Origin of the sequence: Phaeodactylibacter xiamenensis (assembly GCF_000759025.1) — a bacterium.
GTDB lineage: Bacteria > Bacteroidota > Bacteroidia > Chitinophagales > Saprospiraceae > Phaeodactylibacter > Phaeodactylibacter xiamenensis.
The window spans coordinates 214,854-240,016 of sequence record NZ_JPOS01000018.1; the positions used below are offsets into that span (position 1 = coordinate 214,854).

At 51.7% G+C, this 25,163-nt stretch carries 16 protein-coding genes; 12 read left to right on the plus strand and 4 right to left on the minus strand.

Annotation, left to right across the window (positions count from 1 at the left end):
• Positions 1 to 2: 2 nt before the first annotated feature.
• Genes IX84_RS07655 through IX84_RS07665 form a run of 3 tightly spaced genes read left to right on the plus strand, consistent with a single transcriptional unit; the run spans position 3 to position 6,384 of the window.
• Positions 3 to 3,089, plus strand: coding sequence for an efflux RND transporter permease subunit (locus IX84_RS07655; RefSeq protein WP_044218289.1), 3,087 nt, complete (start codon positions 3 to 5; stop codon positions 3,087 to 3,089).
• Between the two features lie 36 nt (positions 3,090 to 3,125).
• The gene (polA, locus tag IX84_RS07660; protein WP_044218292.1) at positions 3,126 to 5,915 is read left to right on the plus strand and encodes a DNA polymerase I; all 2,790 of its coding nucleotides are present in this window, start codon (positions 3,126 to 3,128) and stop codon (positions 5,913 to 5,915) included.
• A 19-nt stretch (positions 5,916 to 5,934) separates the two neighbouring features.
• Positions 5,935 to 6,384: a DinB family protein gene (locus IX84_RS07665; RefSeq protein WP_044218296.1), complete on the plus strand. Its 450-nt coding sequence runs from the start codon at positions 5,935 to 5,937 to the stop codon at positions 6,382 to 6,384.
• On the opposite strand, the gene IX84_RS07670 is transcribed toward IX84_RS07665, so the two are convergent.
• The 3 genes from IX84_RS07670 to proS all read right to left on the minus strand — a co-directional run bounded on the left by IX84_RS07670 (position 6,359) and on the right by proS (position 12,278).
• A complete protein-coding gene (locus IX84_RS07670) occupies positions 6,359 to 7,477 on the minus strand; it encodes a ThuA domain-containing protein (RefSeq protein ID WP_044218298.1) in 1,119 nt (372 codons plus the stop codon). The two genes, IX84_RS07665 and IX84_RS07670, sit on opposite strands and share 26 nt — an antisense overlap.
• 9 nt (positions 7,478 to 7,486) lie before the next feature.
• Positions 7,487 to 10,612: a PVC-type heme-binding CxxCH protein gene (locus tag IX84_RS07675; protein WP_052515879.1), complete on the minus strand. Its 3,126-nt coding sequence runs from the start codon at positions 10,610 to 10,612 to the stop codon at positions 7,487 to 7,489.
• Positions 10,613 to 10,784: 172 nt separating this feature from the next.
• Positions 10,785 to 12,278, minus strand: a complete 1,494-nt coding sequence (gene proS, locus IX84_RS07680; RefSeq protein ID WP_044218301.1) for a proline--tRNA ligase — start codon at positions 12,276 to 12,278, stop codon at positions 10,785 to 10,787.
• A gap of 227 nt (positions 12,279 to 12,505) precedes the next feature.
• Between proS and IX84_RS30800 the strand changes: the two genes are divergently transcribed.
• The 5 genes from IX84_RS30800 to IX84_RS07705 all read left to right on the plus strand — a co-directional run bounded on the left by IX84_RS30800 (position 12,506) and on the right by IX84_RS07705 (position 18,854).
• A complete protein-coding gene (locus IX84_RS30800; protein ID WP_052515857.1) occupies positions 12,506 to 14,014 on the plus strand; it encodes a hypothetical protein in 1,509 nt (502 codons plus the stop codon).
• 130 nt (positions 14,015 to 14,144) lie between these two features.
• On the plus strand, positions 14,145 to 15,671 hold the full coding sequence (locus IX84_RS07690; RefSeq protein WP_044218305.1) for an OmpP1/FadL family transporter: 1,527 nt from the start codon (positions 14,145 to 14,147) through the stop codon (positions 15,669 to 15,671).
• A gap of 83 nt (positions 15,672 to 15,754) precedes the next feature.
• Positions 15,755 to 16,969, plus strand: coding sequence for a metal-dependent hydrolase (locus IX84_RS33295; RefSeq protein ID WP_044218308.1), 1,215 nt, complete (start codon positions 15,755 to 15,757; stop codon positions 16,967 to 16,969).
• A 205-nt stretch (positions 16,970 to 17,174) separates the two neighbouring features.
• Entirely contained in the window at positions 17,175 to 17,912 is a 738-nt protein-coding gene (locus IX84_RS07700; protein ID WP_081968660.1) for a YiiX/YebB-like N1pC/P60 family cysteine hydrolase, read from the plus strand.
• Between the two features lie 120 nt (positions 17,913 to 18,032).
• Complete coding sequence (locus IX84_RS07705) at positions 18,033 to 18,854, plus strand: 5'-nucleotidase, lipoprotein e(P4) family (RefSeq protein ID WP_044218312.1); 822 nt, start codon at positions 18,033 to 18,035, stop codon at positions 18,852 to 18,854.
• A gap of 5 nt (positions 18,855 to 18,859) precedes the next feature.
• Here the strand turns inward: IX84_RS07705 and IX84_RS07710 are convergent, their stop codons facing one another.
• Positions 18,860 to 20,290 (minus strand): protein adenylyltransferase SelO, encoded by a 1,431-nt coding sequence (locus IX84_RS07710; RefSeq protein WP_044218313.1) that lies wholly within the window; start codon positions 20,288 to 20,290, stop codon positions 18,860 to 18,862.
• Between the two features lie 206 nt (positions 20,291 to 20,496).
• Between IX84_RS07710 and IX84_RS07715 the strand changes: the two genes are divergently transcribed.
• From IX84_RS07715 to IX84_RS07730, 4 genes are all read left to right on the plus strand, one after another.
• Positions 20,497 to 20,925, plus strand: coding sequence for a DUF1801 domain-containing protein (locus IX84_RS07715; RefSeq protein ID WP_044218732.1), 429 nt, complete (start codon positions 20,497 to 20,499; stop codon positions 20,923 to 20,925).
• A gap of 77 nt (positions 20,926 to 21,002) precedes the next feature.
• Positions 21,003 to 21,197 (plus strand): zinc-binding dehydrogenase, encoded by a 195-nt coding sequence (locus tag IX84_RS07720; RefSeq protein WP_044218315.1) that lies wholly within the window; start codon positions 21,003 to 21,005, stop codon positions 21,195 to 21,197.
• Between the two features lie 384 nt (positions 21,198 to 21,581).
• Positions 21,582 to 24,779, plus strand: coding sequence for a PAS domain-containing sensor histidine kinase (locus IX84_RS30805; RefSeq protein WP_052515860.1), 3,198 nt, complete (start codon positions 21,582 to 21,584; stop codon positions 24,777 to 24,779).
• A complete protein-coding gene (locus IX84_RS07730) occupies positions 24,769 to 25,143 on the plus strand; it encodes a response regulator (RefSeq protein WP_044218317.1) in 375 nt (124 codons plus the stop codon). The genes IX84_RS30805 and IX84_RS07730 overlap by 11 nt, the downstream gene beginning before the upstream one ends.
• The last annotated feature ends 20 nt before the right edge of the window (positions 25,144 to 25,163 follow it).

Consider the following 25,163-nt stretch of genomic DNA (forward strand, 5'->3'; position numbering starts at 1 on the left):
CTATGAGCCTGTCATCTCTAAGCATCAAGCGGCCGGTCCTGGCATCGGTCTTGTCTATTGTCATCGTGCTCTTTGGCCTTATCGGGCTGACCTACCTGGGCGTGCGCGAGTACCCGAGTGTGGACCCGCCCATCATTACCGTGACCACCAACTACGTAGGCGCCAACGCCGACATCATTGAGTCTCAAATTACTGAACCGGTGGAAGAAGCCGTGAATGGCATTGCCGGTATCCGCTCCATCACTTCCGTCAGCCGGGACGGGCGCAGCACACTGACTGTAGAATTTGACCTTGAGGTCGACCTGGAAACTGCGGCCAACGACGTGCGCGACAAGGTTTCCCAAGCTGTGGGTGATCTGCCGCCGGATGCTGATCCGCCCGTGGTCTCCAAAGCTGATGCCGATTCCGATCCCATCATTTTCCTCAATATACAAAGCGACCAACGCTCCCTGCTTGAGCTCACCGATATCGCGGAGAATGTCTTCAAGGAGCGCCTTCAGACTATTAATGGTGTGAGCGAAATCCGCATCTGGGGCCAGAAGAAATATGCCATGCGCCTGTGGATTGAGGCAGAACGGCTGGCGGCCTACGGGCTTACCCCACTGGATGTACAACAAGCCTTGCAACGTGAAAATATAGAACTCCCCTCCGGCCGGGTGGAAGGGGCCAATACCGAACTCACCGTACGTACACAAGGCCGGCTCACCACCCCTGATGAATTCAATAACCTCATCCTCAAAGAAGAAAACGGCCGCATTGTCCGCTTCCGCGATATTGGCTACGCTGAGCTGGGGCCGGAAAACCTCCGTACCGTACTCAAGCGGGATGGCGTGCCTATGGTGGGCAACGCCATCGTACCCCAACCTGGGGCCAACAATATCGAGATTGCCGATGCCTTCTACGAACGCCTGGAGCAAATCAAAAAAGACCTGCCCGCTGATATCCAACTGGGTATCGGCTTCGATAAAACGCAGTTTATCCGCGACTCCATCGATGAAGTGGAGCAGACCATCTATGTCGCATTCGGGCTGGTGGTCATGATTATCTTTTTGTTCCTGCGCGACTGGCGGACCACCATCATCCCGGTCATTGTTATCCCTATTGCCCTGATCGGTGCCTTCTTTGTGATGTATGCCGCCAATTTCTCCATCAACGTGCTCACACTACTGGGCATCGTGCTCGCCATCGGGCTGGTGGTGGATGACGCTGTGGTCGTCCTCGAAAATATTTACACGAAAGTGGAAAATGGCATGACGCCCCTTGAAGCGGCTATGAAAGGCAGTGAAGAAATTTTCTTTGCTGTTATTGCCACTACCGTAGCGCTGGTTGCCGTTTTTATGCCCGTCATCTTCTTGCAGGGCCTTACCGGGCGCCTGTTCCGGGAGTTCGGCATCGTCATCGCCGGAGCCGTGGTCATCTCCTCCTTTGTAGCCCTCACCCTTACGCCCATGCTGTCGAGCAGTATCCTGAAAAAGCGCGAACGGCAGCCTTGGCTTTACCGGGTTACCGAGCCCTTTTTCGTTGCCCTGACCAAAGGCTACCGCAACACCCTGAATGGTTTCATGCAGGTCCGCTGGCTGGCACTGGTCATCATGGCAATCTCAGGCTGGGCCATCTACACCATCGGGGGCGGGCTGCCTCAGGAACTGGCACCCCTGGAGGACCGGAGCCGTATCCGGGCTTTTGCCCGTGCTCCGGAAGGCTCCACCTTTGAATACATGGATGCCTATACCAATGACCTGGTGGAAACAATGGTCAAGGCCATACCCGAGAGCGAAGGGGTGATTTCCGTTACCTCTCCCGGCTTTGGCGCTTCCACTTCCGTGAATTCCGCTTTTGCCTTTGCCGTCCTGGAAGATCCTCAGAAACGGGAACGCAGTCAGACCGAAATTCTCAATGCGTTGCAGCCTGAAGTCAGCGAACTCACCGGCGCTCTTACCTATCTCAGCGAAGAGCAGAGCATCGGCAACGGACGGGGTGGGCTGCCGGTACAGTACGTACTGCAGGCGCCCAACTTCGAAAAGCTCAAAGAGACCCTGCCACGCTTTGTGGAGAAAGTGAAGCAGGATCCGACCTTCAGCTTCGTGGATGTCGACCTGAAGTTCAACAAACCGGAGCTCAACATCGAAATCAACCGGCAGAAAGCCCGGGACCTGGGTGTTTCTGTACTGGATATTGCTCAGACGCTCCAACTGGGGCTCAGCGGGCAGCGCTTCGGGTACTTCATTATGAATGGCAAACAGTATCAGGTCATCGGGCAGATACAGCGCGAGGGGCGGGACGAACCCATTGATGTGCGCTCCCTTTACGTGCGCAATGATGCTGGCAATATGGTACAGCTGGATAACCTCGTCACCCTGGAAGAGCAAACCACTCCACCGACGCTGTTCCGCTTCAACCGCTTTGCTTCTGCTACTGTATCCGCTGGCCTGGCGGGCGACAATACCCTGGGCAACGGTATCGAAGCCATGAACCGCATCGCAGCGGAAACACTGGACGATGGCTTTTACACTACCCTGACCGGTACCTCCCGCGATTTTGCGGAAAGCTCCTCCAGCCTTGTATTTGCTTTTACGCTGGCACTGGTACTCATTTACCTGGTACTCGCAGCACAGTTCGAAAGCTTTATCGATCCGCTTATCATCATGTTTACCGTGCCCCTCGCGCTGGCAGGCGCCGTTTTGTCCCTGATGCTTTATGAGCAAACGCTGAACATCTTCAGCCAGATTGGCATTATCATGCTCATTGGGCTGGTGGCCAAAAACGGTATCCTTATTGTGGAGTTTGCCAATCAGCGGAAAGAAGCCGGGCTGAGCCGCCTGGAAGCCATCAAGGAGGCTGCCGAGGCACGTTTCCGGCCCATTCTCATGACGAGCCTGTCCACCATATTGGGCGTATTGCCGATTGCCCTGGCGCTGGGTGCCGGGTCTGAAAGCCGGGTCTCTATGGGTATCGCTGTCATCGGCGGGCTGGTCTTTTCGACGGTACTGACACTCTACGTGATTCCGGCCATTTATTCCTATCTTTCCAGCAAAGAAGCCAAACGCACCAAGCGGGAGGAACAACTCAAGGCACTGGAAGAAGTGTAGGGAAAACTGAAAAGCTAAAAACGCAGACGAAAACGAATGGCAGACGAAAAAAAACTCTTCTTACTGGATGGTCACGCTCTGGTCTACCGGGCGCACTTTGCATTCATCAACCGCCCACTGATCAATTCCAAGGGGGTCAATACCTCGGCCGTCATGGGCTTCACCCGGACGCTTTGGGACCTCATGCGCGATCAGAAGCCGACCCACATCGCTGTTGCCTTTGATTTATCCACCCCCACTTTCCGGCATGAGATGTATGAGCCCTACAAGGCCAACCGGGAGGAACAGCCGGAGGATATCGTCGTCGCCATTCCATATATCGAAGCCATTGTAAAAGCCTTCAACATCCCTATCGTCACCGTAGATGGGTACGAAGCAGATGATGTGATTGGCACCCTGGCCAAGCAGGCCGAAAAGGAGGGCTTCAAAGTCTATATGGTGACGCCGGACAAGGATTTTGGACAGCTCGTATCTGATAATGTCTTCCTGTACAAACCCTCTCGTCAGGGCAATGGCGTGGATATCATGGGCGTGCCGGAGATCCTCAAGAAGTGGGATGTGGAGCGGGTCGAGCAGGTCATCGATATGCTGGGGCTGCAGGGCGATGCTGTGGACAATATTCCGGGCGTACCGGGCATTGGCCCAAAGACCGCCTCCAAGCTCCTGGCACAATTTGGTTCCATGGAAACCCTGCTGGACAGCACAGACCAGCTCAAAGGCAAACAAAAGGAACGCCTGGAAGAACACCGGGAGCAGGCCTTGCTGTCCAAAAAGCTGGCCATTATCGAAACCCAGGTACCCATTCAGTTTGATGCGGAGGCCTACAAAATCGAGGGGCAGGACAATGACCGCCTCGCCGAGCTGTTCAAAGAACTGGAATTCCGAAGCCTGGCCAGGCAGATACTGGGAGAGGACCAAGTACCGCAGGAAAATGCACAGGGCGACCTCTTCAATCAGCAGAGCGAAATCAAATCGGAGGTCAAAGCACCACCAGCTCATTCTGTAGCCGACAAAAATATCGGCAATACCAAGCATGCTTACCACTTGGTAGATAGCGAAGAAAAACGGGCTGAGCTCCTTCAGCTCCTGATGGAAGCCAGTAGCATCTGTTTCGATACAGAAACGACCGGCATCGATGCCACACAGGCAGAATTGGTGGGTATGTCCTTTTCTGTGAAGGCCCACGAAGCCTATTATGTGCCCGTGCCGTCAGGCTATGAAGAAGCGACCCGCCTGGTGCAACAGTTCAAAGCAGTGATGGAGGACGAAAACATCGAAAAGGTCGCCCAAAACCTCAAGTACGACGCCCTCATGCTCCGTAGGTACGGCGTGGAAGTCAAAGGGCCCTACTTCGACACCATGATCGCCCACTACCTGCTGGAGCCCGAGCTGCGCCACAATATGGACTACCTCTCGGAGACCTACCTCAAGTACCAGCCGATTGAGATCGAAAGCCTCATCGGCAAAAAGGGCAAGAAGCAAAAGACCATGCGCGACCTGCCGCCGGAAGAGGTGAAAGACTACGCAGCCGAAGATGCCGACATCACCCTTCAGCTCAGAGATTACCTGGCGCCTAAACTGGAGAAAGAAGGCTTTCAAAAACTATACGAAGAAATTGAAGCGCCCCTGGTGCGCGCCCTGGTCAATATCGAGCACGAGGGCATACGGCTCAATGCCGACTACCTCAAGTCTTATTCCAAAGAATTGGCGAAGGAAATCGATCAGCTGGAAAAGGAAATCCATGAGGATGCAGGCACCGCATTTAACGTGGCCTCCCCCCGTCAGGTTGGGGAAGTCCTCTTTGAGAAGATGGAGCTGCCTTACCGTTTCAAAAAAACCAAGTCCGGACAATACTCCACCAGTGAAGAGAAGCTGGCAGAACTGGCCGGAGAGTACCCCATCGTTCAGAAAATACTGGACTACAGAGGCCTGACCAAGCTGAAATCTACCTACGTAGACGCTCTGCCTAAACTCATCAATCCGCTTACCGGGCGCATCCACAGCTCCTTCAATCAGGCGCTGACCGCTACTGGCCGGCTGAGCTCCAACAACCCTAACCTGCAGAACATCCCAATTCGGACACCGCAGGGGGCCCGGGTGCGGGAGGCGTTTATCCCGCGCGACGAAGACCACGTCCTTCTTGCCGCCGACTATTCTCAGATCGAACTGCGCCTAATCGCAGAGATGAGCGGGGAAGAAGCCATGCTGGAAGCCTTTAAGTCGGGGAAAGACGTCCACTCTGCCACCGCCGCCCGAGTATTCGACGTCCCCTATGAGGAGGTCACAAGAGAGCAGCGCTACCGGGCTAAGACCGTCAATTTCGCACTCATCTACGGGGCGGGCGCTACGAACCTGTCCCAGCAATTGGGCATTAAGCGCAGTGAAGCCAAAGAACTGATCGATCAGTACTTCAGCCGCTACCCGGACCTGAAAGGCTACATGGACGGTATTGTGGAAAAAGCCAGGAAGGACGGCTACGTCAAAACCCTGATGGGCCGCCGCCGCTACCTGCGCGATATCGACTCCCGAAATGGAGTACTCCGCAGCCACGCCGAACGCAACGCCATCAACACCCCGGTACAGGGTACGGCCGCGGACATGATCAAGATCGCCATGGTGCGCATCAACGATATTTTTGAAAAAGAGCAATTCAAGTCAAAGATGATCCTGCAGGTGCATGACGAACTGGTCTTTGATGCCCACAAGTCAGAGCTCGACACCATCAAGCCGATCATAGAAGAGCATATGGTCAACGCCATCCCTAACCTTAATGTGCCTATCCTGGTAGAAATGGGTGAAGGGAAGAACTGGCGGGAAGCTCATTAATAAAAACGAACCACCAATTATGAATTTGTCCACCACCCGCCAAACCCGGGCCAACTTCATCCGGCTGCTTTCCGGCATGAGCCTTGAAGCTGTTAACCACATCCCGGAAGGCTTCAATAATAACCTGATCTGGAATTTCGGGCACATCATTGCCACACAACAGCTGCTCACCTATAGCTTATCCGGGCTGGAGCCCAAAGTAGGAGAGGAAATACTGGCAGCGTTCCGCAAAGGAACAAAACCGGAAAAAGTGCATACCACGGCCGAACTGGAAGGGCTCAAAAGGCTTGCCGAAAGCACCTTGGACCAGCTTGAAGCCGACTTGGAGGCGGGCCTGTTCCAAACATTCGAATCCTATCCTACCAGCTATGGGGTAGAACTCACTAATATTGAAGAAGCGGTTGCTTTCAACGCATTGCACGAAGCCCTCCACCTGGGCTACGCTATGGCATTGAAGCGGGCACTCTAAGCTGCCGCTCCTGCCAGTACGCATCATCGTGAAATTGGAAAGCTGTGGGCTGGTAATCGCCTATGGTATCCACATTCGAGGCTTCCGGCACCGGCTGCCCGGTCAGGTAAAAAACAGCATTCACCAACAGGCGGCGAAACTCCTCGTCGAGCATATCCGTAGAGGCGCCCATCGTGCAGGCGAAGGCTTCCCCAGCTTGCCCGCCCGGTAACTGGTAGGGCTTCAGCCAGGCTACGGGCATCATCGGCTGATTGGGATTGTAGAAACGCTCGCTCGCCGGATTGGTAGAGGCAATCGCCCATTGGTCTTCCCGCATGCCGTACATCACATCAGACTCATCGTAACTCCTGGTATTATCTGTCACCTGCCCGTAAACCAGGGGTGTGGCTGTACTGTCCAATGGCCCGGACAAACCATACACATCCGTAGGGCCCCATATTTCACCCGACTGAATATCATTGAGCACGGGATGCTTCGCCGCCTCCCGTGGAATGATACCCCGTGTACTTTGGTGCTTGTGGTGCCCGTGGTGGCTGTGCCAGTTGGTGCCCAGCACCAGTTGCCCGAACCCTCCGTGCCAGGCCTCCTTCTCTCCCTGATAATAATTGCCCCAATGACTCCACGGGCTGAGCGTATCCCTGAACCGGAACGCATGGGTGGCAGTACGAAGCCCAATAACCGGTTTCCCTGCCTCCAGGTAAGCTTTGAAATACCCCATCTGCTCATCGGGCAGCTCCCTGAACCGGGTGAAAAGCACCAGCAAATCTGCCTCTTCCAGCTGCTCCAGCCCCGGAATATGGTAAACGTAGTTGGGATTGATGATACCGGGCTGCTCCGGATGCTGCGCAAAGAGCACCGTGCAGTCAAAGCCATGCCGCTGTGCGAGGATTTGGGCCAGTTGGGGCAGGGCTTCCTCCGAGCGGTACTCCTCATCCCCGCTCACCAGTATGACCTTTAGGCGTTCCGTTGTTTCAGATGCCGGCCCGTAAGTCGCATAGGAAGGAGGTGGGCCTTCTGGCGCTTTAGGGGTTTGCTCCCCGGCACAACTCCAAAGCAGCAGCAGGGTGGACAATAACAGCAGCGTATGCTTCATGGTTTGTTTCTATTTTGGGTGTTGGCCCAGCAGCTCTGCCGGGCGGTAAAAGCCTTCCTTCTCCGCAACTGCAGTGCGTACCCTTTTAACCTCTGCCGGAGCTATGGGCGTAGCGCTGTTGCCAAAGGCATTGCGTACGTAAGATAACACATCTGCGATTTCCTTGTCGCTCAATAAGCCCTCAAAAGCGGTCATAGGCACCTGCCCGGGATAGGTTTGCCCATTGACCTCAATGGGGCCGTGCAGCCCTTTCAGCGTTAGCTTGATCAGGCGCTCCTTGCTGCCTGTTACCCATTCTGATCCGGCCAGGGGCGGGAATCCGGAAGCGGTAAGCCCTTTACCATCCGGCTGATGGCAGGTAATGCAGGAGCCTTCGCGTTCGTACACCTGTTGCCCGGGGCTAAGGGTAGCTTCAAGGCCCGCTGATGCAACGGGCCTATCGGTGTAGAGGCGTTCGCGCAAGATGGCATATACCGGTTCCATCCACTCATCCACGGCTTCCTGTTCGGCACGTTCCAGCACAGACCGGGCAACGGCAGGCTCCAGCCAGGAAGCGGCTACGACAGCCTCCAGGCGCACCCGCCCATTTGGGTCACCGGCACATGCTAACAGCAAGTCTGCCTGATCGGCTACCTGATGCCCGGTATAACGCAAAACGCGCACCGCTGCTGCCCGCACCCGGTAATCTTTGGCTTTGAGCAACTGCCGCAGCAAAGGCTCCTCTACCTGATTGAGCCCCCAACTGACCCAAAGCGCTTCGAGTAGATGTCGTTCGTACCCGGCATCCAATGTGTCCAAATTTACTGTCCACCTGCGCAGGGCGGGCAGGACATCGGCGGCATTTCTGCCTCTAAGCTCGCGGCGGGTCCGATAGCGGGTGCGGTACTCCGGCAGCTTGAGGTTATCCAATAAGGTGGGTACAGCTGCTCCGTCGATTTCGGCGGGGCTGACGAAGGGGCGGCCCGGGTAGGTCACCCGGTAAATACGACCGTGGGCATGGTCGCGCAGGGGGTCGCGGGCATTATGCTGCATGTGGCCGATAAGGCGGTTGTGCCAGTCCGCAAGATAGAGGGAGCCATCGGGCGCAAATTCCATATCGACAGGCCGAAAGTGAGGATCAGAAGACTGCAACAGGTCTTGCCGGTGGCGGCTGCTGTACCCGGTCCCGGCTTCCAGCATTTGGTGCTGCTTGGTGCCCAAAAAACCAATAGTATTGTTGATGAGCAAATCGCCCTGTACCTCATCTGGAAAATGGCGGCTCGATACAAATTCCAGGCCCGAGGTGGGGCGCACCCGGTGAGCCGCCTCAATGATATTAGCGGCCTTGGGGCTGGCTTTTCCATATACCGGTGCAATAGTGCCCGGTGACATCCACCGCACGTCCGGTCCGGAGGTTTCGGCGAAGAAGGGCTGTCCCCAGGCATCAAAAGCAATACCCCATGGGTTGGGAATGGCCAATTGCGCGGTGCGCTCCAGGCGATGCCGGGCGGGATTGTACCGGTAAAAGCCGCCGTTAGTGCCACGGACAGTGCCGTACACTGTTTCTACGTTGGTGTGCAAAAACGTGCCCTCCCCCATGAAAATGGCGCCGGAGGGGTCCGCACAAAACGCACTAATGGCGTGATGTGTATCGTGGTCGTCGAAACCGCCAAGCAAAATTTCCCTTCGGTCTGCCCGGTCATCCCCATCCGTGTCCGTCAGTAATACCAGGCTGCTGCCTTGAGAAACGTACACCCCTTCCGGGGCGATTTCAAACCCAATAGGCAAGTGTAGCCCATCCGCAAAGGTGGTCTGCCGGTCGGCTTTCCCATCCCCGTCCGTATCTTCCAGAATGAGAATTTTGTCGTTGGGTCGCTTGTCGCCGGGCTTGTAGTGGGGGTAGGAAGGCATCACTGCCACCCAAAGCCGGCCTTTGTTATCGAAAGACAATTGTACAGGGTTAGCGAGATCTTCGAATTCCTTTTCAGAGGCAAATAGCTCTACTTTATAGCCAGGGGCTGCCGTTAGCGTAGCCTCTGCATCAGCGCCATATTGGTAAGGCATTAGCCCATCGGCTGGTTTAAAATTGGTCTCTACCAGCGGGAGGTAGGGCGTACGGGCATCTGCGGTTTTCAGGTCATAGGGCTCGCCCTGTAACAGCTTCCAGATAGCCGTATCTCTAACTGCCGTCATCGCCCGGATTTTCCGGATTTCTGCCGGGTAATTGTCCGGGCCGTAGGGTTCGTAGCGGCGGCCGTACACATGCACGCTGTTGGGAATTTTGTAGTCGTTAGCCCAAAACCAGTTTTTGTCCTGCACGGCTTTCCGGAGGGTGTCGGGCTCGACGCTGATTTCCGGGCTTTTGCCAAAGAGCTGATCGGCCAGGTAGCTGGCTACGCGCTGATTGCCTGCATCATTTAGTTGCAGCCCGTCGATGGTCAGGGGCTGCCCTTCGGCATACCATGCTTTGGAAGGCTCAAAAAGGTCGACGACCGGTACGCCTTCTGCCACTGCGACCTCCTGAATAGCATCGGTATACAGCGACAGCATGGCATTTTGGCGGTGGCCTTTCGGCAAATCAGCGGTAGCGGAAAGGTCCTGAATAGCAGTGGGCGTCACCAGGATTAGCTGGGGCGGGTGGATATTGTTATAAGCCTGCCCGAGGGTGTGCCGGATAAAGGCCCGAAGCTCCGCTTTGAAAGTGGGCAACCGGTCCGGACCAAACTGTGCCGCATTATACCCCCAGAATGCCAGGATGATGTCAGCATTGAGGGTATCGAGCCATTCATCAGGATAGGAAAAGTGCCCCTCGCTGTGGGATGGGTTGGCCAACTCTTCGTAGTAAGCTTCAGCCCCCGGAAAAGCCCAGGGCGTATTGCGTGCCGGATGAGGACGGAACCCCGGCATATCACCGCCGTCGCAGAGGTTCCGTATAAACAAAAGGCTATCAGGGTGCCGCAGGTGGAAAGCCGCCTCAAGGTGCCCGTAGTGCAGCATACGGGCACAAATATTACCGCCAATGATGGCGATGCGGCTGCCTTTGCTGACGGTGACTACGGGTTGTGGGCCGGGGCTGCATGCGCTCAGGGCAATGCCCAAAAGGAGGACTAGTGCAATCGGGCGAAGGGAAAGGAAATTATGGAGTGAACCGGGCATGAGTATGGCTTGAAAGGCACCATTGAGCAATTTTGAATGTATTAGCCAATGCTGCGCTGAGTATTAAGGGCTTCTCGAAAATAAGAAGAAAAAAATGGATGGCAAATAAATGAAAACAGGGCACCTCCCCACTCATTGGAAAAGCGCCCTGTTTGACGGATAAAACGTTTTTTTAGTATGCCTTGGCAAACAGTACCCGCTGCCCGGAAGGCTTACCGGTGAGGACACACTGCCCTTCTTCTTTTTCATTATCGAGTGGGATGCAGCGGATCGTAGCTTTGGTCAGCTCCTTGATCTTTAGCTCTGTTTCGGTAGTGCCGTCCCAGTGAGCAGAGACAAAGCCGCCGCCCCAGGATTCGATTTCAGCGTTGCCATTGCCGGAAACCGCTTCCTTAAAATCATCGAAGTTGTCCACCTTCGTGATATTGTCGTCGCGGAACTGTTTCGCCCGTTCGAAAAGGTTGTTCTGAATTTCGGCCAGCAGATTCTCGATATATGCCGCTGCCTCGTCAATAGGCACGAAGGTCTTCTCTTTGGTATCGCGGCGGGCGATTTCCACCTGGCCTTTTTCCAGGTCGCGCTTACCGATGCCGATGCGGACTGGGATGCCCTTCATCTCATGCTCAGCAAACTTAAAGCCTGGACGGTTCTTTTCGTCATCGTCAAACTTGACGCGAATGCCGCGGCCGCGCAGCGCTTTCATTACTTTTTCTGCCGCCTCGCCGATTTCCGGACCGGGCTTTGGAATAGGGACAATGACCACCTGCGTAGGTGCAAGTTTCGGCGGTATTACCAGCCCATCGTCGTCGGAGTGGGTCATGATCAGGCCACCGAGCAGACGAGTGGAAACGCCCCATGAAGTCGCCCAAACGTACTCCTGCTGATTCTCCTTATTGAGAAACTTCACATCAAAAGCTTTGGCAAAGTTCTGCCCCAGGAAGTGGGAGGTACCTGCCTGCAACGCCTTGCCGTCCTGCATAAGCGCCTCAATGGTGAAGGTCTCATCCGCTCCGGCAAAGCGTTCATTGGCGGTCTTAATGCCCTTGACAACTGGCATGGCCATATATTCTTCCGCAAATTCGGCGTAAACCCGCTGCATTTGCAAGGCCTCTTCCATCGCTTCTTCGCGGGTGGCGTGAGCGGTGTGCCCTTCCTGCCACAGGAACTCTGTGGTGCGCAGGAACAGGCGGGTCCGCATTTCCCAGCGCACTACGTTGGCCCACTGATTGATCAGCAGAGGCAGGTCGCGGTAGGAGTTGATCCAGTCCTTGTAGGTATCCCAGATGATAGTCTCGGAGGTGGGGCGCACAATGAGCTCTTCTTCCAGCTTCGCATCCGGATCGACCACCACACCGTTGCCATTAGGGTCATTCATCAGGCGATGGTGGGTAATTACCGCACACTCCTTCGCAAAACCCTCAACGTGCTGCGCCTCGCGGCTGAGGAAACTTTTGGGGATAAACAGCGGAAAATAGGCATTCACATGTCCGGTCTCCTTGAACATCCGGTCGAGCTCGTCCCTCATATTTTCCCAAATTGCGAAGCCGGTGGGCTTAATCACCATGCAGCCTTTCACTTTAGAGTGGTCAGCCAGGCCTGCCCGCTTCACAATATCGAGGTACCACTGAGAGTAGTTGTCTTTTCGCTGAGTAATTGCTTTAGCCATAAAATTGTCTTATTATCCGCTGTTTTAACAGGATTTAACCGTTTGTATACCGTACTTTTGTTCCGCAAAAGCCCGTTTTAACAGTTGTTAATTCGCGATTAGCCTTTATTTAACAAGGTGCAAACGCGGTTTTAAAGGGGCTTTAACTAAAAATTAGGCACAAAAGTAATAAATTACGTGTTGTAAGAAATAAGAGCGCAACGGTAATTACATTAAAAACAATTTTTATGAAAAGCTATAAGATATCGCCTTTGTTGATCGCCCTGTTCCTGGTCTGGGGTATGGGCGATATAGGCGCGCAGTACGACGATCTTTACTACAATCCGGATACGGACGGCGCTTACTATGATTATGGCAACAGCTTTAATGATGGTAATGCCTCCACCTCCGACCGGAATAACGACGAATACTACGACGATGAGTATTATGATTATGAATACACCTCCCGGATTCGTCGCTTCCACCGGTCCTATCAAGGGTTTGGATTCTTTGATCCGGTCTACGTAGACTACGCCTATTTTGATCCTTTCTTTAATCCAGCCACTACGTTACTGATCTATGATTCGCCCTGGCGTTGGAACAGGTGGAATCGCTGGAACAGATGGAACAGATGGAATAACTGGGGCCCGGGTATCAACATCAATGTTGGTATTGGTTTCGGCAACACCTGGGGCTGGGGCAGCCCGTGGGGCTTTAATGCCTGGAATTCCCCCTGGGGCTTCAACCGCTGGAATTCTCCATGGGGTTGGAATGACTGGGGCTTCAACAGCTGGAACAACCCATGGGCATGGGGCGGCGGTGTCTACTGCCCACCAACCTGGGGCAACGGCTTCGCCTACAATACAGTAAATAATGTGACCATCAATAATAATAACAACGATGGCAGGGGTACCTACTATGGTCCGCGTACCAATGGTTCTGTGAACCGGCCAAGCCAGGCCCGCCGGGACATCGGATTGCAGCAGGATGGCCGTACGCCGACTACCGCAACACCGAAAGATGTAACGGTAAACCGGGCAGGAGCATCTCCCCGCACTGCGGAAACAACTCCCAACCGCCGGAGCGATCAGAATCCTAATGCAGCGCAGGTCAGCCGTACCTACGAGCGTCCGCGCACCTATGACCGGTCACCTACGACTACCGTGACGCCGGAGCGTTCGAGAGCCGTAACCAGCCGTAGCAATGCACCACGGACTTCCACCCGAACCCGTACGGCAACGCCTCGCGACTATAACGCACCGCGCAGCAGTGGTACTTATGACCGCAGTGGCAGTACGCCACGCACCTACGACCGTGGCTCGGGCAATAGCCGCAACTCGCGGACCTATTCCACACCACGTAGTAGCCGAAGTTACGACCGGGGCAATAGCAGCAGTGGGAGCAACCGTACTTATACGCCACGCTCCGACCGCAGCAATTCCTCACGGAGCTATACGCCGCGCAGCAATTCCAGCTCGCGCAGCAGCCGCAGTTACTCGCCAAGCAACAACCGGAGCTCACGCTCCTACACGCCCCGCAGTAACAGCAGCTCTCCGAGCAGAAGCTATTCTTCGCCAAGCAGAAGCAGTAGCCGGAGTTACTCTTCGCCAAGCAGAAGCAGTAGCCGGAGTTACTCTTCGCCAAGCCGGAGCAGCAGCAGCAGAAGCTACTCCTCTCCAAGCCGAAGCAGTAGCAGCAGCCGAAGCAGCGGCAGCAGCAGCCGGTCTTCCAGCCCAAGCCGGAGCCGGGGAAACTAGTCTGACCAATATTGACTTCGTTTGACGAGCGAGAGAAGGGGTGGAGCATACCGATGAACTGGTCCCACCCCTTTTCTTATGCACCGCACTTACGTCCCTCTCTACTTGTTGACCAATAAAAACTATCCTAATGAAGTATACGATCGCTTTTGCAGCCCTTCTCTTCTGCTTTAGCGGAACGATGTGGGCACAAAACTTTTCGGACGCGCTGCGCCTTTCCAATTTTCAGGTAGGCGGCACCGCCCGCTCCATCGGAGCCGGCAGTGCAATGGGCGCTATGGGCTCTGATTTTTCCGTCATGAGCACCAACCCTGCCGGACTAGGCTGGTACCGGGGCTCAGAATTTGTTATTTCTCCGGGCGTCTTCAATTCCAGCACCACTTCCAGGCTGCTCAATGATGACAACAGCACAGGCATTGAAGAGAACCGCGCTAATTTCAATCTGAATACCTTCGGCGTGGTATTCGCTAATGCCAATACTAACCGCGACTGGCGGGCAACTAACTTCGCCATTGGCGTGAACCGGCTGGCTAATTTCCATCAGGACTTCTACTTTGAAGGCTCCTCGCCCGGCTCTATCGTCAACCGGTTCCAGGAGCAGGCTAACAGTGAAGCAGGGTTTTCTGATTTTGAGTCCGGACTGGCTTTTGATGTAGGGGCACTGTATCAAATTGGTGGTGATGATTTCTACTCCTCTGATTTTGATAACACCCCCAATGCCAACGTCTTCAAGCGGCAGGATGTCTTTACGAGTGGAGCCATCAACGAGTTTGTCTTGTCTTTTGCCGGCAACTACAAAGATCGGCTCATGATCGGTGGTACAATTGGTGTGCCCATCATCCGCTACGAAGTCGATAAGGAATACCGGGAGGAAGACCGGGGAATGGAAGCGGATGGCAATATTCCATTTTTCAACGCGCTGACGTATAATGAAAACCTGTCCACAAGTGGTACCGGTATCAACCTGAAACTGGGCGCCATTTACCGGGCCAACCAAATGCTGCGCCTGGGTATGGCTGTACATTCGCCCACCTTTATGCGGCTGGATGATGTATACACGGCAAGTATGGGGTACAACTATACGGATCAGGAAGGCGACTTTAATTTCACTTCACAGTCGCCGGATGGCAGCTTCGAATACCGCCTGCAGACGCCCTGGCGCTTTATAGGCAGTGCCGGGTTTATCATCAATAATGGCAGCCTTAAGCCTGCCAATGGTAACCGGGAGCTGATGGTAAGAGTGCCACGGGGCGGATTTATTTCTGCTGAGATTGAATACCTGAACTATGGCGAAAACCAGTTTCGCTATGATGGCTTTGGCGATGCTGAAAGGGAAGTCAATGCTGCAATTGCTGAAGAGCTGACAAGCGCCTGGAACCTCCGCCTGGGCGGTGAGTATGCCTATGACCAATTCCGGGTGCGCGCCGGTTACACTTTGCAGCAATCACCGTTGCAGGGCGACGATACCACCAACAGCATCATCAGCGCAGGCCTCGGGCTGCACAAAAAGACCTTCTTCCTGGATATGGCCTACCGCCGGCAAATGAATGAAGCCCTCTACGCACCTTACCTCACTTTTGATGCCCCCGAGCAACTGGTAGAACAGCAAGCCAACCTTGGGCAAATCGTATTTACTCTTGGCTTTAGGTGGTTTTAACAACTAACGTCCTACCAGGGTGTTTGTAAGGCATAACCAAAAAATACGACACAGGAGCTGCGCCGCAGCTCCTGTTTGCTGATATGGATTCACTTACACAAATCACGCTGGGCGCTGCCGTAGGCGAGGTGGTGCTCGGCAAAAAAGTCGGCAACCGGGCTATGCTCTGGGGCGCAATTGGGGGTACCGTCCCTGATCTTGATGTCTTCGCCAATATGGTCACAGATGAGATCAGCGCGCTGGCTTTCCACCGGGCGATCACGCATTCCTTTGCCTTCGCCGCCCTGGCGCCTATTATTTTGGGGGGGCTGGTGCACCATATCTATAAAAGGCAGCGGATCGGGCAGGCACTTGGGCTGTCTACCGCCCTTATTTTTCTCATGATTGCACTAGGGTCTGTGACGATGCCTGCCCCACCGCTCGAAATTCTGAAAGTGGCCGGTGCCATCACGGCAGCAATCCTGTTTTTTCCGCTGGCCAGCTGGGGCGTACAGGCTATCCGGGGAACCACAGACCACCCCTGGGCAGCTACCTGGCGCGACTGGAGCTGGTTGTTCTTCTGGGCGATTTTCACTCACCCGCTACTGGATGCCTGTACCACCTACGGTACGCAGCTTTTTCGGCCCTTTTGGGATTACAGGGTGGCTTTCAATAATATTTCGGTAGCGGACCCCGCCTATACCTTACCTTTCCTGCTCTTGTTGCTCACTGCATTTATTGCGGGCAGAAAACGTCAGGCGCTGCGCACCCGCCTCAATATAGCCGGACTCGTAGTGAGCAGCTTGTATCTGGCCTTCACCTTTGCCAACAAATGGCACATCAACCGGACCTTCGAAGCTTCTCTCCAACGGGAAGACATTCCCTACGAGCGCTATATGACGTCCCCGACCATCCTAAACAACCTGCTCTGGCAGGGGATTGCGGAGGGAGACACCGCTTATTACCACAGCCTGTACTCTATCCTGGATGAGGAGGCCGTGTTTAAAGGCTTTACTGTTATTCCCAAACAGCATGAGCTGCTCCGTCCTGCCGAAGGGTCCCGTGACCTTGAGGTGCTGCAGTGGTTTTCCGATGGCTACTACTGCGTATTCGAGCGGGGCGATACCGCACTGCAGTACAACGACCTCCGCTTTGGCTCCCTTAATCAGTCGTTTGAGAAGCCTTCCGACTTTGTCTTCCACTTCATTCTGGAGCAGGACGAAGACGGAGAATGGCATGCCCGTCAGGGACGGGAGCAGCCCCGGGATATGGATCAGGCGTTTAGTAAATTGTGGAACCGGATGATGGGAAGGAAGTAGATGCCACTAAATAAAAAGCTGGCGGTATTGCCCGCCTTCAACAAAAGAGGAACATCGCTTCCAAAACGGGCAGAAAGGACCCATTGAAAAGCCGCCACAGGGAACTTCAAAATGACGAGGAAGCCACAATCAATTGATAAATGCCAACTACCATAACGGCTGAAAGCGAACAAGGTAATTTGAGTATTGACAACTGATAAAACTTATGAACAGAGTACTTTTCTGTTGTTTGCTATTGCTGCTTAGTTTTTCATGTGAACCCGAAAAGAAAGCCCCACCTGCTGAACCCAATGGCAAAGCAACGCCATTCGACTACACGGTATTTAAGCTAAAGGCCGGGGATATCTTATTTCAGGATAGTGATTGTGGCCCATTTTGTGAATCCATAGAAAAAGTCACATTCGGTATTCAGGGCTCAAAGTTTTCGCATGTGGGCATGGTCGCCCCAAAGGGAAAAGGTGAATTTGTGGTTTTAGAGGCCATCACCGCCGGAGTAGTCGAAACACCCCTTGATAGTTTCTTTATGCGCTCGTTCGATGAGGAAAACAACAGTAAAGTGGCCGTAGGGAGGATGAAAAAGAAATACGAACACCTGATTCCCAAAGCCATTGATTTTGCCAGGAAAAGACTAGGGGCTGCCTACGACGAGGTATTTGATATTTCCAACGATAAGTACTACTGCTCAGAGTTAATTTACAATGCCTTCAAATATGCCAACAATGACCGGCCCATATTTCAGCTGCAAGCAATGACCTATGTGGACCCGGAAACCGACAGCATTTTCCCCATTTGGGAGGATTACTTCCAGGAGTTAAATGTTCCTGTTCCGGAAGGACAACCCGGATTAAACCCTGGAGGAATGTCAATGAGCACCTACATCGACATCGTTTACTTTTATGGTAAGCCGCAGGGATATGAAGGCAAGGCAGGTTACTACCAATAAGCAAAAACTGACATATTGAAGCTTAGAAAAGCCACCTTCCGGGAATGGAAAAAGACCGAAGCCCAGGCGCTACAGTTGGAATGGATTATTATTTTTGACTCTCATAAAATTTGACGGAATATGCAGTCGAAATATTATTACCTAATGCTTTTGTTTGTCCTGTTTAGTGGATGCCAGGCCCTCAAAACGAATGCTGATCCCTACCGTTCTGAAGCTAACATCCCCGTCAGGGAACACTCCGTACAAGCCGTTTTATGGCAACAGCATTCCGGAGAATACAAAGCGCTGTGCCATCAGGCCTTCAATTTAGCCAAATTCCAACTTGATGAAATCCTACTCCGCAATAACCGGGAAGGGAAACCACTGGCGATTATTACTGATATTGATGAAACGCTCATCAATAACAGCCCCTACAATGCCAAAATGATAGAAACGGATGAAGAATACTCAAAAGAAGGCTGGATCAAATGGGGGCTTTTGGAGCAGGCAACAGCTGTGCCTGGCGCCCTGGAATTCCTGAAATACGCTGAGTCAAAGGGTGTTCAGGTGTTTTATATTTCCAACCGGTATGCTGTTCAGGACAAAGAGACTAAAGCCAACCTTGAGAAGCTGGGCTTCCCTTTTATTGACGAGCAGCATTTTCTGCTAAGGGAAAAAACTAGTGGAAAAGAAGAGAGAAGGCAAGCCGTTTCAAAAGAAAACAAGGTAATCATGCTGCTTGGTGACAACCTCTCAGATTTCGCAGAGGTATTTGATGATAAGTCCACCAACGAAAGAAACGAAATAGTTGAAAACCTCAAGGACAAGTTCGGCACGGAGTTCATCGTCTTGCCCAACCCTATGTACGGCGACTGGGAAACAGATGGATTGTATGAAGGCAGCTACAATTGGACACCGGCTCAGAAAGACTCCATCCGGAAGGCCAAATTGATTTCGTACTAAGCTTATTAGGTTCCGCAAAAGGTCTGATAGCTGGCATCAAAGTCAGCAGGGACCGTTTGCAGGGACAATCCGTCATCATAAGGTGAAGACAGTTCCTGCAGGAACGAATGGAAAGGCTGCATATCTCCCGCAACAGCGGACTGTAGCACTTCTTCCACCAAGTGGTTCCGCGGAATAGCCACTGGGTTGGTTTGCGCCATCAGTGCATTGCTTTCAGTCAAAGATGTACCTCTCAACCGCGCTTTTTCCCATCTTGAATACCAATTTTCGAAAGCCTCTTCCTCCCTCAGCTTATTGATCAAATCCCCCCCACGCCTCAGTTCAGTAAAGAAGTTGGTGTAGTCCACCCGCCATTTCGCCAGCAGTTTCAAACCAGAATTGACTAAATCCCGATCTTCCTCCACCTGATTCACAATGCCCAGCTTATTGCCCATCATTTCAAAGTAAGCCCCGGTAAAGTCTTCCGGGAACCGATCCAATACCTCTTCTGCCTTAGCACTGGCTATTGCTTCTTCCTCATCAATCAAAGGAAGTAGTGCATTGGCTAAAACACCCAGGTTCCAGTAGGCAATATTGGGCTGGTTAGCAAAGGCGTACCGACCATCTGTGTCGATAGAGCTGAATACCGTCCTGGGATGGAAAGCATTCATAAATGCGCAGGGCCCGTAATCAATGGTTTCCCCGGAAATAGCCATGTTGTCGGTATTCATGACCCCATGTATAAAACCAACGCGCAACCAGTTTACGATCAGGTCTTTTTGCTTTTGCCTTACTGCCTCCAGCAAAGCCAGGGCGGGGTTTGGATGGTCTTTTAGGGCTGGGTAATGGCGTTGGATGGTATATTTCAGCAGAGCCTCCAGGTCTCCAGGTTGTCCAAGAAACCGCGCATACTCAAAAGTGCCTACACGGATATGGCTTGCTGCCACTCTGGTCAGGATACCCCCTTCGTGACGCTGCTCCCGGTAGACCGGGCCCGCTGTTTTGACCACTGCCAGGCTTCTGGTGGTGGGGATATGAAGAGCGTATATAGCTTCACTGATCAGGTATTCTCTCAGCATGGAGTAGAAAGTCGCCCTGCCGTCTCCCCTCCTGGAATAAGGCGTTTGACCAGAGCCTTTGAGTTGCAGGTCACAGAGTCCCCGCTTGGTTTCCACCTCCCCCAGCAGTATAGCACGACCATCACCAAGGCGGGTAAAATGCCCAAACTGATGCCCGGCGTAAGCCTGAGCGATGGGCTGGCTTCCGGGCACCTTTTCATTGCCCGAAAGATAAGCCAGGGCCTTTTGCTCATCCTTTAAGTGTTCCGCTATGCCTAACTCCCTGGCCAAAGCCTCATTAAACAAAGCCATTTGAGGGTTGCTGACCGGCACCGGTGCTTGTTCAGCATACAAATTGGGTGGCAGCTGCGTTGCATAGGTGTGCTTTAACCAAGCCATATCGTTCTATTTGTGTATCTAACTGAACGTAAAATACTTTTGTTCTTGCCGGGTAGATGCGCCGACTGGTGAAAACTCCATGCTTTTGCAACCTATGTGATCGAAAAAGGAGCCATTGGACTTAAAAAATACTGGGTTTAAGTATCTTAGGCACTACTGAGTTGACCTACTGCAAGTACACCTATATTATATCCAGATTCGCCTTGATTAAAGAACTAAAGATTAAAACAGATCCAAAGGTTGAATTCGTTTTCAATGAATATCCCGCCCCAGTGCGGGATAAAATACTATTCCTCCGGCACTTAGTTATTGAAACCGCTAAAGCCACCGATGGCATTGAAGAACTCGAAGAAACCCTGAAGTGGGGCGAGCCCAGTTACCTGACCAAAATCGGAAGTACGTTAAGGGTGGACTGGAAATCCAAAAACCCAGGTCAATATGCGATGTATTTTAAATGCACCAGCAGATTGGTGGAAACTTTCAGGGTGCGGTTTGAGCATACCTTTGAATTTGAGGGGAACAGAGCAATCGTCTTTCGTTTAGATGACGAGGTACCCACCGAAGCGCTTAAACATTGCATCAAGGCGGCCTTAACCTATCATAAGGTAAAGCACTTGCCAACATTAGGGATATAAATTGCGCATCATTCTGGATGCCGTTGGAAAAACCAGTAACAAGGTTTGTAAGCCACAGCTAACTAAAATCCGGTGGTGTGTTTTTTACGGTGGAAAGGGCTGATGTTGCCGATGAGCGAAAAGAATACCTGGAGTTCTTGTCCCAACTTTTCGAAAGCAAAGTTTGCGATCCTGTTATTGCTAAAGTCTATCCTGTAAAGCAGGTTCCGGAAGCCCATAAGTACGTGGATTCAGGCAGGAAAAAAGGAAATGTGGTGCTTAAAATAGCATAGCTTTACTTACTCAAATGTTTGTCCTCAACACCAGAATGGAGTATATTGCCAGTCCTACATTCATTATGACCAACCTTAACAACGAGTGTTAATCAGTCCATGATTACATACCCGTAGATTTAGATAACAGCCCCCTTTTCTGATTATGCTCGGATTGCTTCCCCGGAAAACCCTGATGGGAAAGGGGATCGAGAGCAGTCACTTTTCGAGGGGCCCATTGCGGCCTGTTTATTATGAAAAAAATTGATTTGCTCTTTAGCCATTGCCCTTTGTATTGGCGTACAGGAAGAATAGAGCATATTTTTTCCGAAAGCAGGATGTTGTGCTATTTTGCGCATGACCTTCGCAGAACAAAGTATTATACTATCGTAATGATTAAACCAGATGGAAACAAAAGATACTAATGACAACCTCAAAACCCTGCAAAGCAAGCTGAGAGCGTCTGAGGACCTTCGGTTCGCAGCAGAATCAAAATTAGGCCAGCTGGAGGAATTATACCAAAACCTGTTCAATCATCTTGCCGATGAAGTGCACATGTGGAAGCTAATAAGAGAAAAGGAAGGCAGCATAAAAACATGGGAACTGGCTGATGTAAATCCTGCAGCGCTCATTACCTGGGGAAAGCAAAAAGAAAAGATAATAGGAAAAACTGCAGATGAAATCTTTGGCAAAGGCACAACGGAACAATTCATGCCTATCGTCAGGCAAATTTTCAATACCGGCAAACCGCATAAGTGGGTGGAATACTTTGCACCCACCCATCAGTACCTCAGTATGTCGAGCATTCCAATGGGCGAGTACTTCATTTCGACCGGAAAAGATATCACCGAAGAAATTGCATTGCAAAAGAAGCTCGAGGAGACTGCAGACCTCCTTAACAAGGCAGAAAGCATGTCTAGTCAAGGCTCCTGGAAATGGGATATCAAAAAGGATGAATGGACCTTTTCTGAGAATTGGCTGAATATCCACGGATTTAAAAAGTCTGGTATTGGAAAGGCGGAATTGATGCAGATGGCTCATCCTGATGACGTGCCTGCGATCAATCAAGCCTTTGCCAGAGCTTTAGCCGAAAAAGAACCTTATGACATTGAACACCGGATTATCAAAAAGGATACCGGTGAGATCCGGTGGGCTAAGGTTTTTGGTGAGGTGACCTTCTCTGATAACGATGAGCCTGCGTACATGATTGGCATAGGAAGGGATATAACCGATGAAAAATTAACAAAAGAAAGGCTTGAAGAAAGTAAGAACCTGTTGGAACGAACCGGAGAAATCGCCAAAGTGGGGGAATGGCAAATGATTGGTGGTCTCGTCATTCAGACTAAAAACGTCAAAGACCTGTATGAATTGCCAGAGGACTATGAACTTACTACCGAAGACGCTATCAATTTTTACCATCCCGACGACCGCGCAATGGTGACTCAGTATGTCAATGACGCTGTAGAAAACGGCAGGCCTTTTAATTTTGAAGCTCGCTTAATCACAGCAAAGGGCAACCTGAAATGGGTGCTGGCTGTTGGCGAACCTGAAATGGCCAACGGCCAATGTGTAAGGTTGTCCGGTGTTTTTAAGGATATCACCGAAAGCAGAAAAAACGAAGAAGCCAGAAAGAAAGCCCAACAGCAACTCCTTGATGTTGCCAATTCAGTCCCGGGAATAATTTACCAGTTTGTATTCCACAATGATGGGGCGATCACCATGCCCTACATCAATTCACGGGCAGAGGAGTTACTGGGGTTTGGAAGCGAAAAAATGAAAGACCCGGAGTTTCTCTTTTCCCGTATCCACCCGGATGATTACGATAGCACCATGAGCGCTATTCTTGAAGCCAATCGTGATAATGCCAACTGGTTCCAAGAATTCAGAGCTTTAGACAAGAATGATGAGGCGGTGTGGATTAGAGGGCAATCCACCGGGTCAGCTGATAGAGACGGGAATATTGTTCACACAGGAGTCCTGTTTGATATTTCGGAGCAAAAGAAAGCGGAAAACGCACTAAGGGAAAGCCAGCAGGAGTTTCAAAATATAGCGGACAACCTGGCTGGCGTCATCTTCAAGTACAAACTGAATACTGACGGTAGCGATGAACTGCTTTACATGAGCAAAGGCGCCCATCAGTTATACGAAGTAGCCCCGGAGAAAGCCCTGGGAAATATTCAGTTGATTTGGGATATAGTCCACCAAGAGGATGTAAAAAAAATCAAGCCTTCTATTGAGCAGTCAGCAAAGGAACTCACGCCCTGGAAGTTTGAGCACCGGCTACAGTTTCCTGACGGAAGAATAAAATGGGTTGATGTGAGAGGTGTGCCTGTTAAAAACACTGATGGAAGTGTGGTTTGGAATTCTATAGGTTTGGATATCACCAAACAAAAGGAAGCCGAAAAGGAACTGGAGCGGATCAATAAAAATCTGGAGAAGCTGGTGGAAGAGCGCGCCCAAAAAGCCGTAAAGCTGTCCAGGGAGCTGGAGCTTTACTGGCTGGCGGCTGAGCACGCCAAATCCGGAGTGTGGCATTATGACGTACAATCCAATAAACTGGAATGGGACGACATAATGTACGAGCTTTATGGCATTGATAAAGCGGATTTCAGCGGTGCCTATGAAGCATGGGAAACCAGCTTGCACCCAGAGGATAAAGAAAGAAACGTTAGGGCCTTACAAGAGACTATTGCGGGGCAAAAAGATCTTGATATTCTATTTCGGATCAACCACCGAAAATCAGGCGAAATCAGGTATATCCGTGGAAAGGGTAAAGCCGAGACTGATGACAGAGGGAACACTGTTGCCGTTTTTGGAACAAACTGGGATGTGACCAGAGAAATGAACCTTGCCGTTGAGCGGGAGCGGGCAATAGACCAACTGAAAGAAGCTCAAGCCCAGCTTATTCAATCCGAAAAAATGGCATCTCTGGGTATTCTGACTGCCGGCGTAGCGCATGAATTGAATAACCCTTTAAACTACATCGTAGGAGGCTATACCGCTATTCACAATCACCTCAACGAAGAGGAGTTGCTCGATAAAGCGGAAATCGAAGAATACCTTGACTGGATTAAAACCGGCTCTGACAGAGCCACGAAAATCGTAAAAAGTTTAAACCTTTTCAGCCGAAGCAACGAAGACAACACTGAAGTTTGCGACATCCATCTGATTATCGATGACTGTCTTTTGATCCTTCAAAACAAATTCAAAGACAGGATCATCATTACAAAAGAATATACGGATACTCCGGCTGAAGTACCGGGCAACAATGGAAAACTCCACCAAGCTATTCTTAACCTCTTAGCTAATGCCGTAGACGCTATTTCAGAAAAGGGTGAAATAACAATTGAAACGAAATCCCAGAAAGACAGACTAAACATCATTATCAGCGACAACGGATGCGGAATATCAGGGGAAAACCTCAAAAAGGTAATGGACCCATTCTTTACGACCAAACCTCCGGGAGAAGGGACAGGATTGGGGTTGTCGATCACGCATTCTATCATTCAGGAACATGAGGGAAGCCTTACACTGCAATCAACACCAGACGCAGGAACAAAAGTAAAAATCAGCCTCCCTAAAGAAAGAAAGCATGCAGAGTAAAAAGAAAATCTTATGTGTAGATGACGAGACGATCAACCTTTTAATCCTCAGGAAAATCCTTGGAAAAAAGTACGAAGTCATCACTGCCAAGCATGGGGAAGAGGCACTATTGGTGCTTGGAAAAGACCCGGAAATCGAATTGGTCATCACCGATATGAATATGCCCGGGATGAATGGGCTGGAGTTCGTCCGGGAAGCGAAAAAGCAGTTTTCGAATAAAAAGTACTTTATGTTGTCAGGCTATGCCATTACCGAGGAGATTCAGGAGGCTTTAGATACCGGCCTGGTTTACGAATACTTTCAAAAACCAGCAGATTACAAGAAGATTGACCAGGCGCTGGAAGAGCCTGGCTTTGGTGATTAAATTATGCGCTGTACTTTCCC

Coding starts and splice junctions, on each gene's coding strand:
- IX84_RS07655 (WP_044218289.1), top strand. CDS start 3: ATGAGCCTGTCATCTCTAAGCATCAAGCGGCCGGTCCTGGCATCGGTC.
- polA (WP_044218292.1), top strand. CDS start 3,126: ATGGCAGACGAAAAAAAACTCTTCTTACTGGATGGTCACGCTCTGGTC.
- IX84_RS07665 (WP_044218296.1), top strand. CDS start 5,935: ATGAATTTGTCCACCACCCGCCAAACCCGGGCCAACTTCATCCGGCTG.
- IX84_RS07670 (WP_044218298.1), bottom strand. CDS start 7,477: ATGAAGCATACGCTGCTGTTATTGTCCACCCTGCTGCTGCTTTGGAGT.
- IX84_RS07675 (WP_052515879.1), bottom strand. CDS start 10,612: ATGCCCGGTTCACTCCATAATTTCCTTTCCCTTCGCCCGATTGCACTA.
- proS (WP_044218301.1), bottom strand. CDS start 12,278: ATGGCTAAAGCAATTACTCAGCGAAAAGACAACTACTCTCAGTGGTAC.
- IX84_RS30800 (WP_052515857.1), top strand. CDS start 12,506: ATGAAAAGCTATAAGATATCGCCTTTGTTGATCGCCCTGTTCCTGGTC.
- IX84_RS07690 (WP_044218305.1), top strand. CDS start 14,145: ATGAAGTATACGATCGCTTTTGCAGCCCTTCTCTTCTGCTTTAGCGGA.
- IX84_RS33295 (WP_044218308.1), top strand. CDS start 15,755: ATGGATTCACTTACACAAATCACGCTGGGCGCTGCCGTAGGCGAGGTG.
- IX84_RS07700 (WP_081968660.1), top strand. CDS start 17,175: ATGAACAGAGTACTTTTCTGTTGTTTGCTATTGCTGCTTAGTTTTTCA.
- IX84_RS07705 (WP_044218312.1), top strand. CDS start 18,033: ATGCAGTCGAAATATTATTACCTAATGCTTTTGTTTGTCCTGTTTAGT.
- IX84_RS07710 (WP_044218313.1), bottom strand. CDS start 20,290: ATGGCTTGGTTAAAGCACACCTATGCAACGCAGCTGCCACCCAATTTG.
- IX84_RS30805 (WP_052515860.1), top strand. CDS start 21,582: ATGGAAACAAAAGATACTAATGACAACCTCAAAACCCTGCAAAGCAAG.
- IX84_RS07730 (WP_044218317.1), top strand. CDS start 24,769: ATGCAGAGTAAAAAGAAAATCTTATGTGTAGATGACGAGACGATCAAC.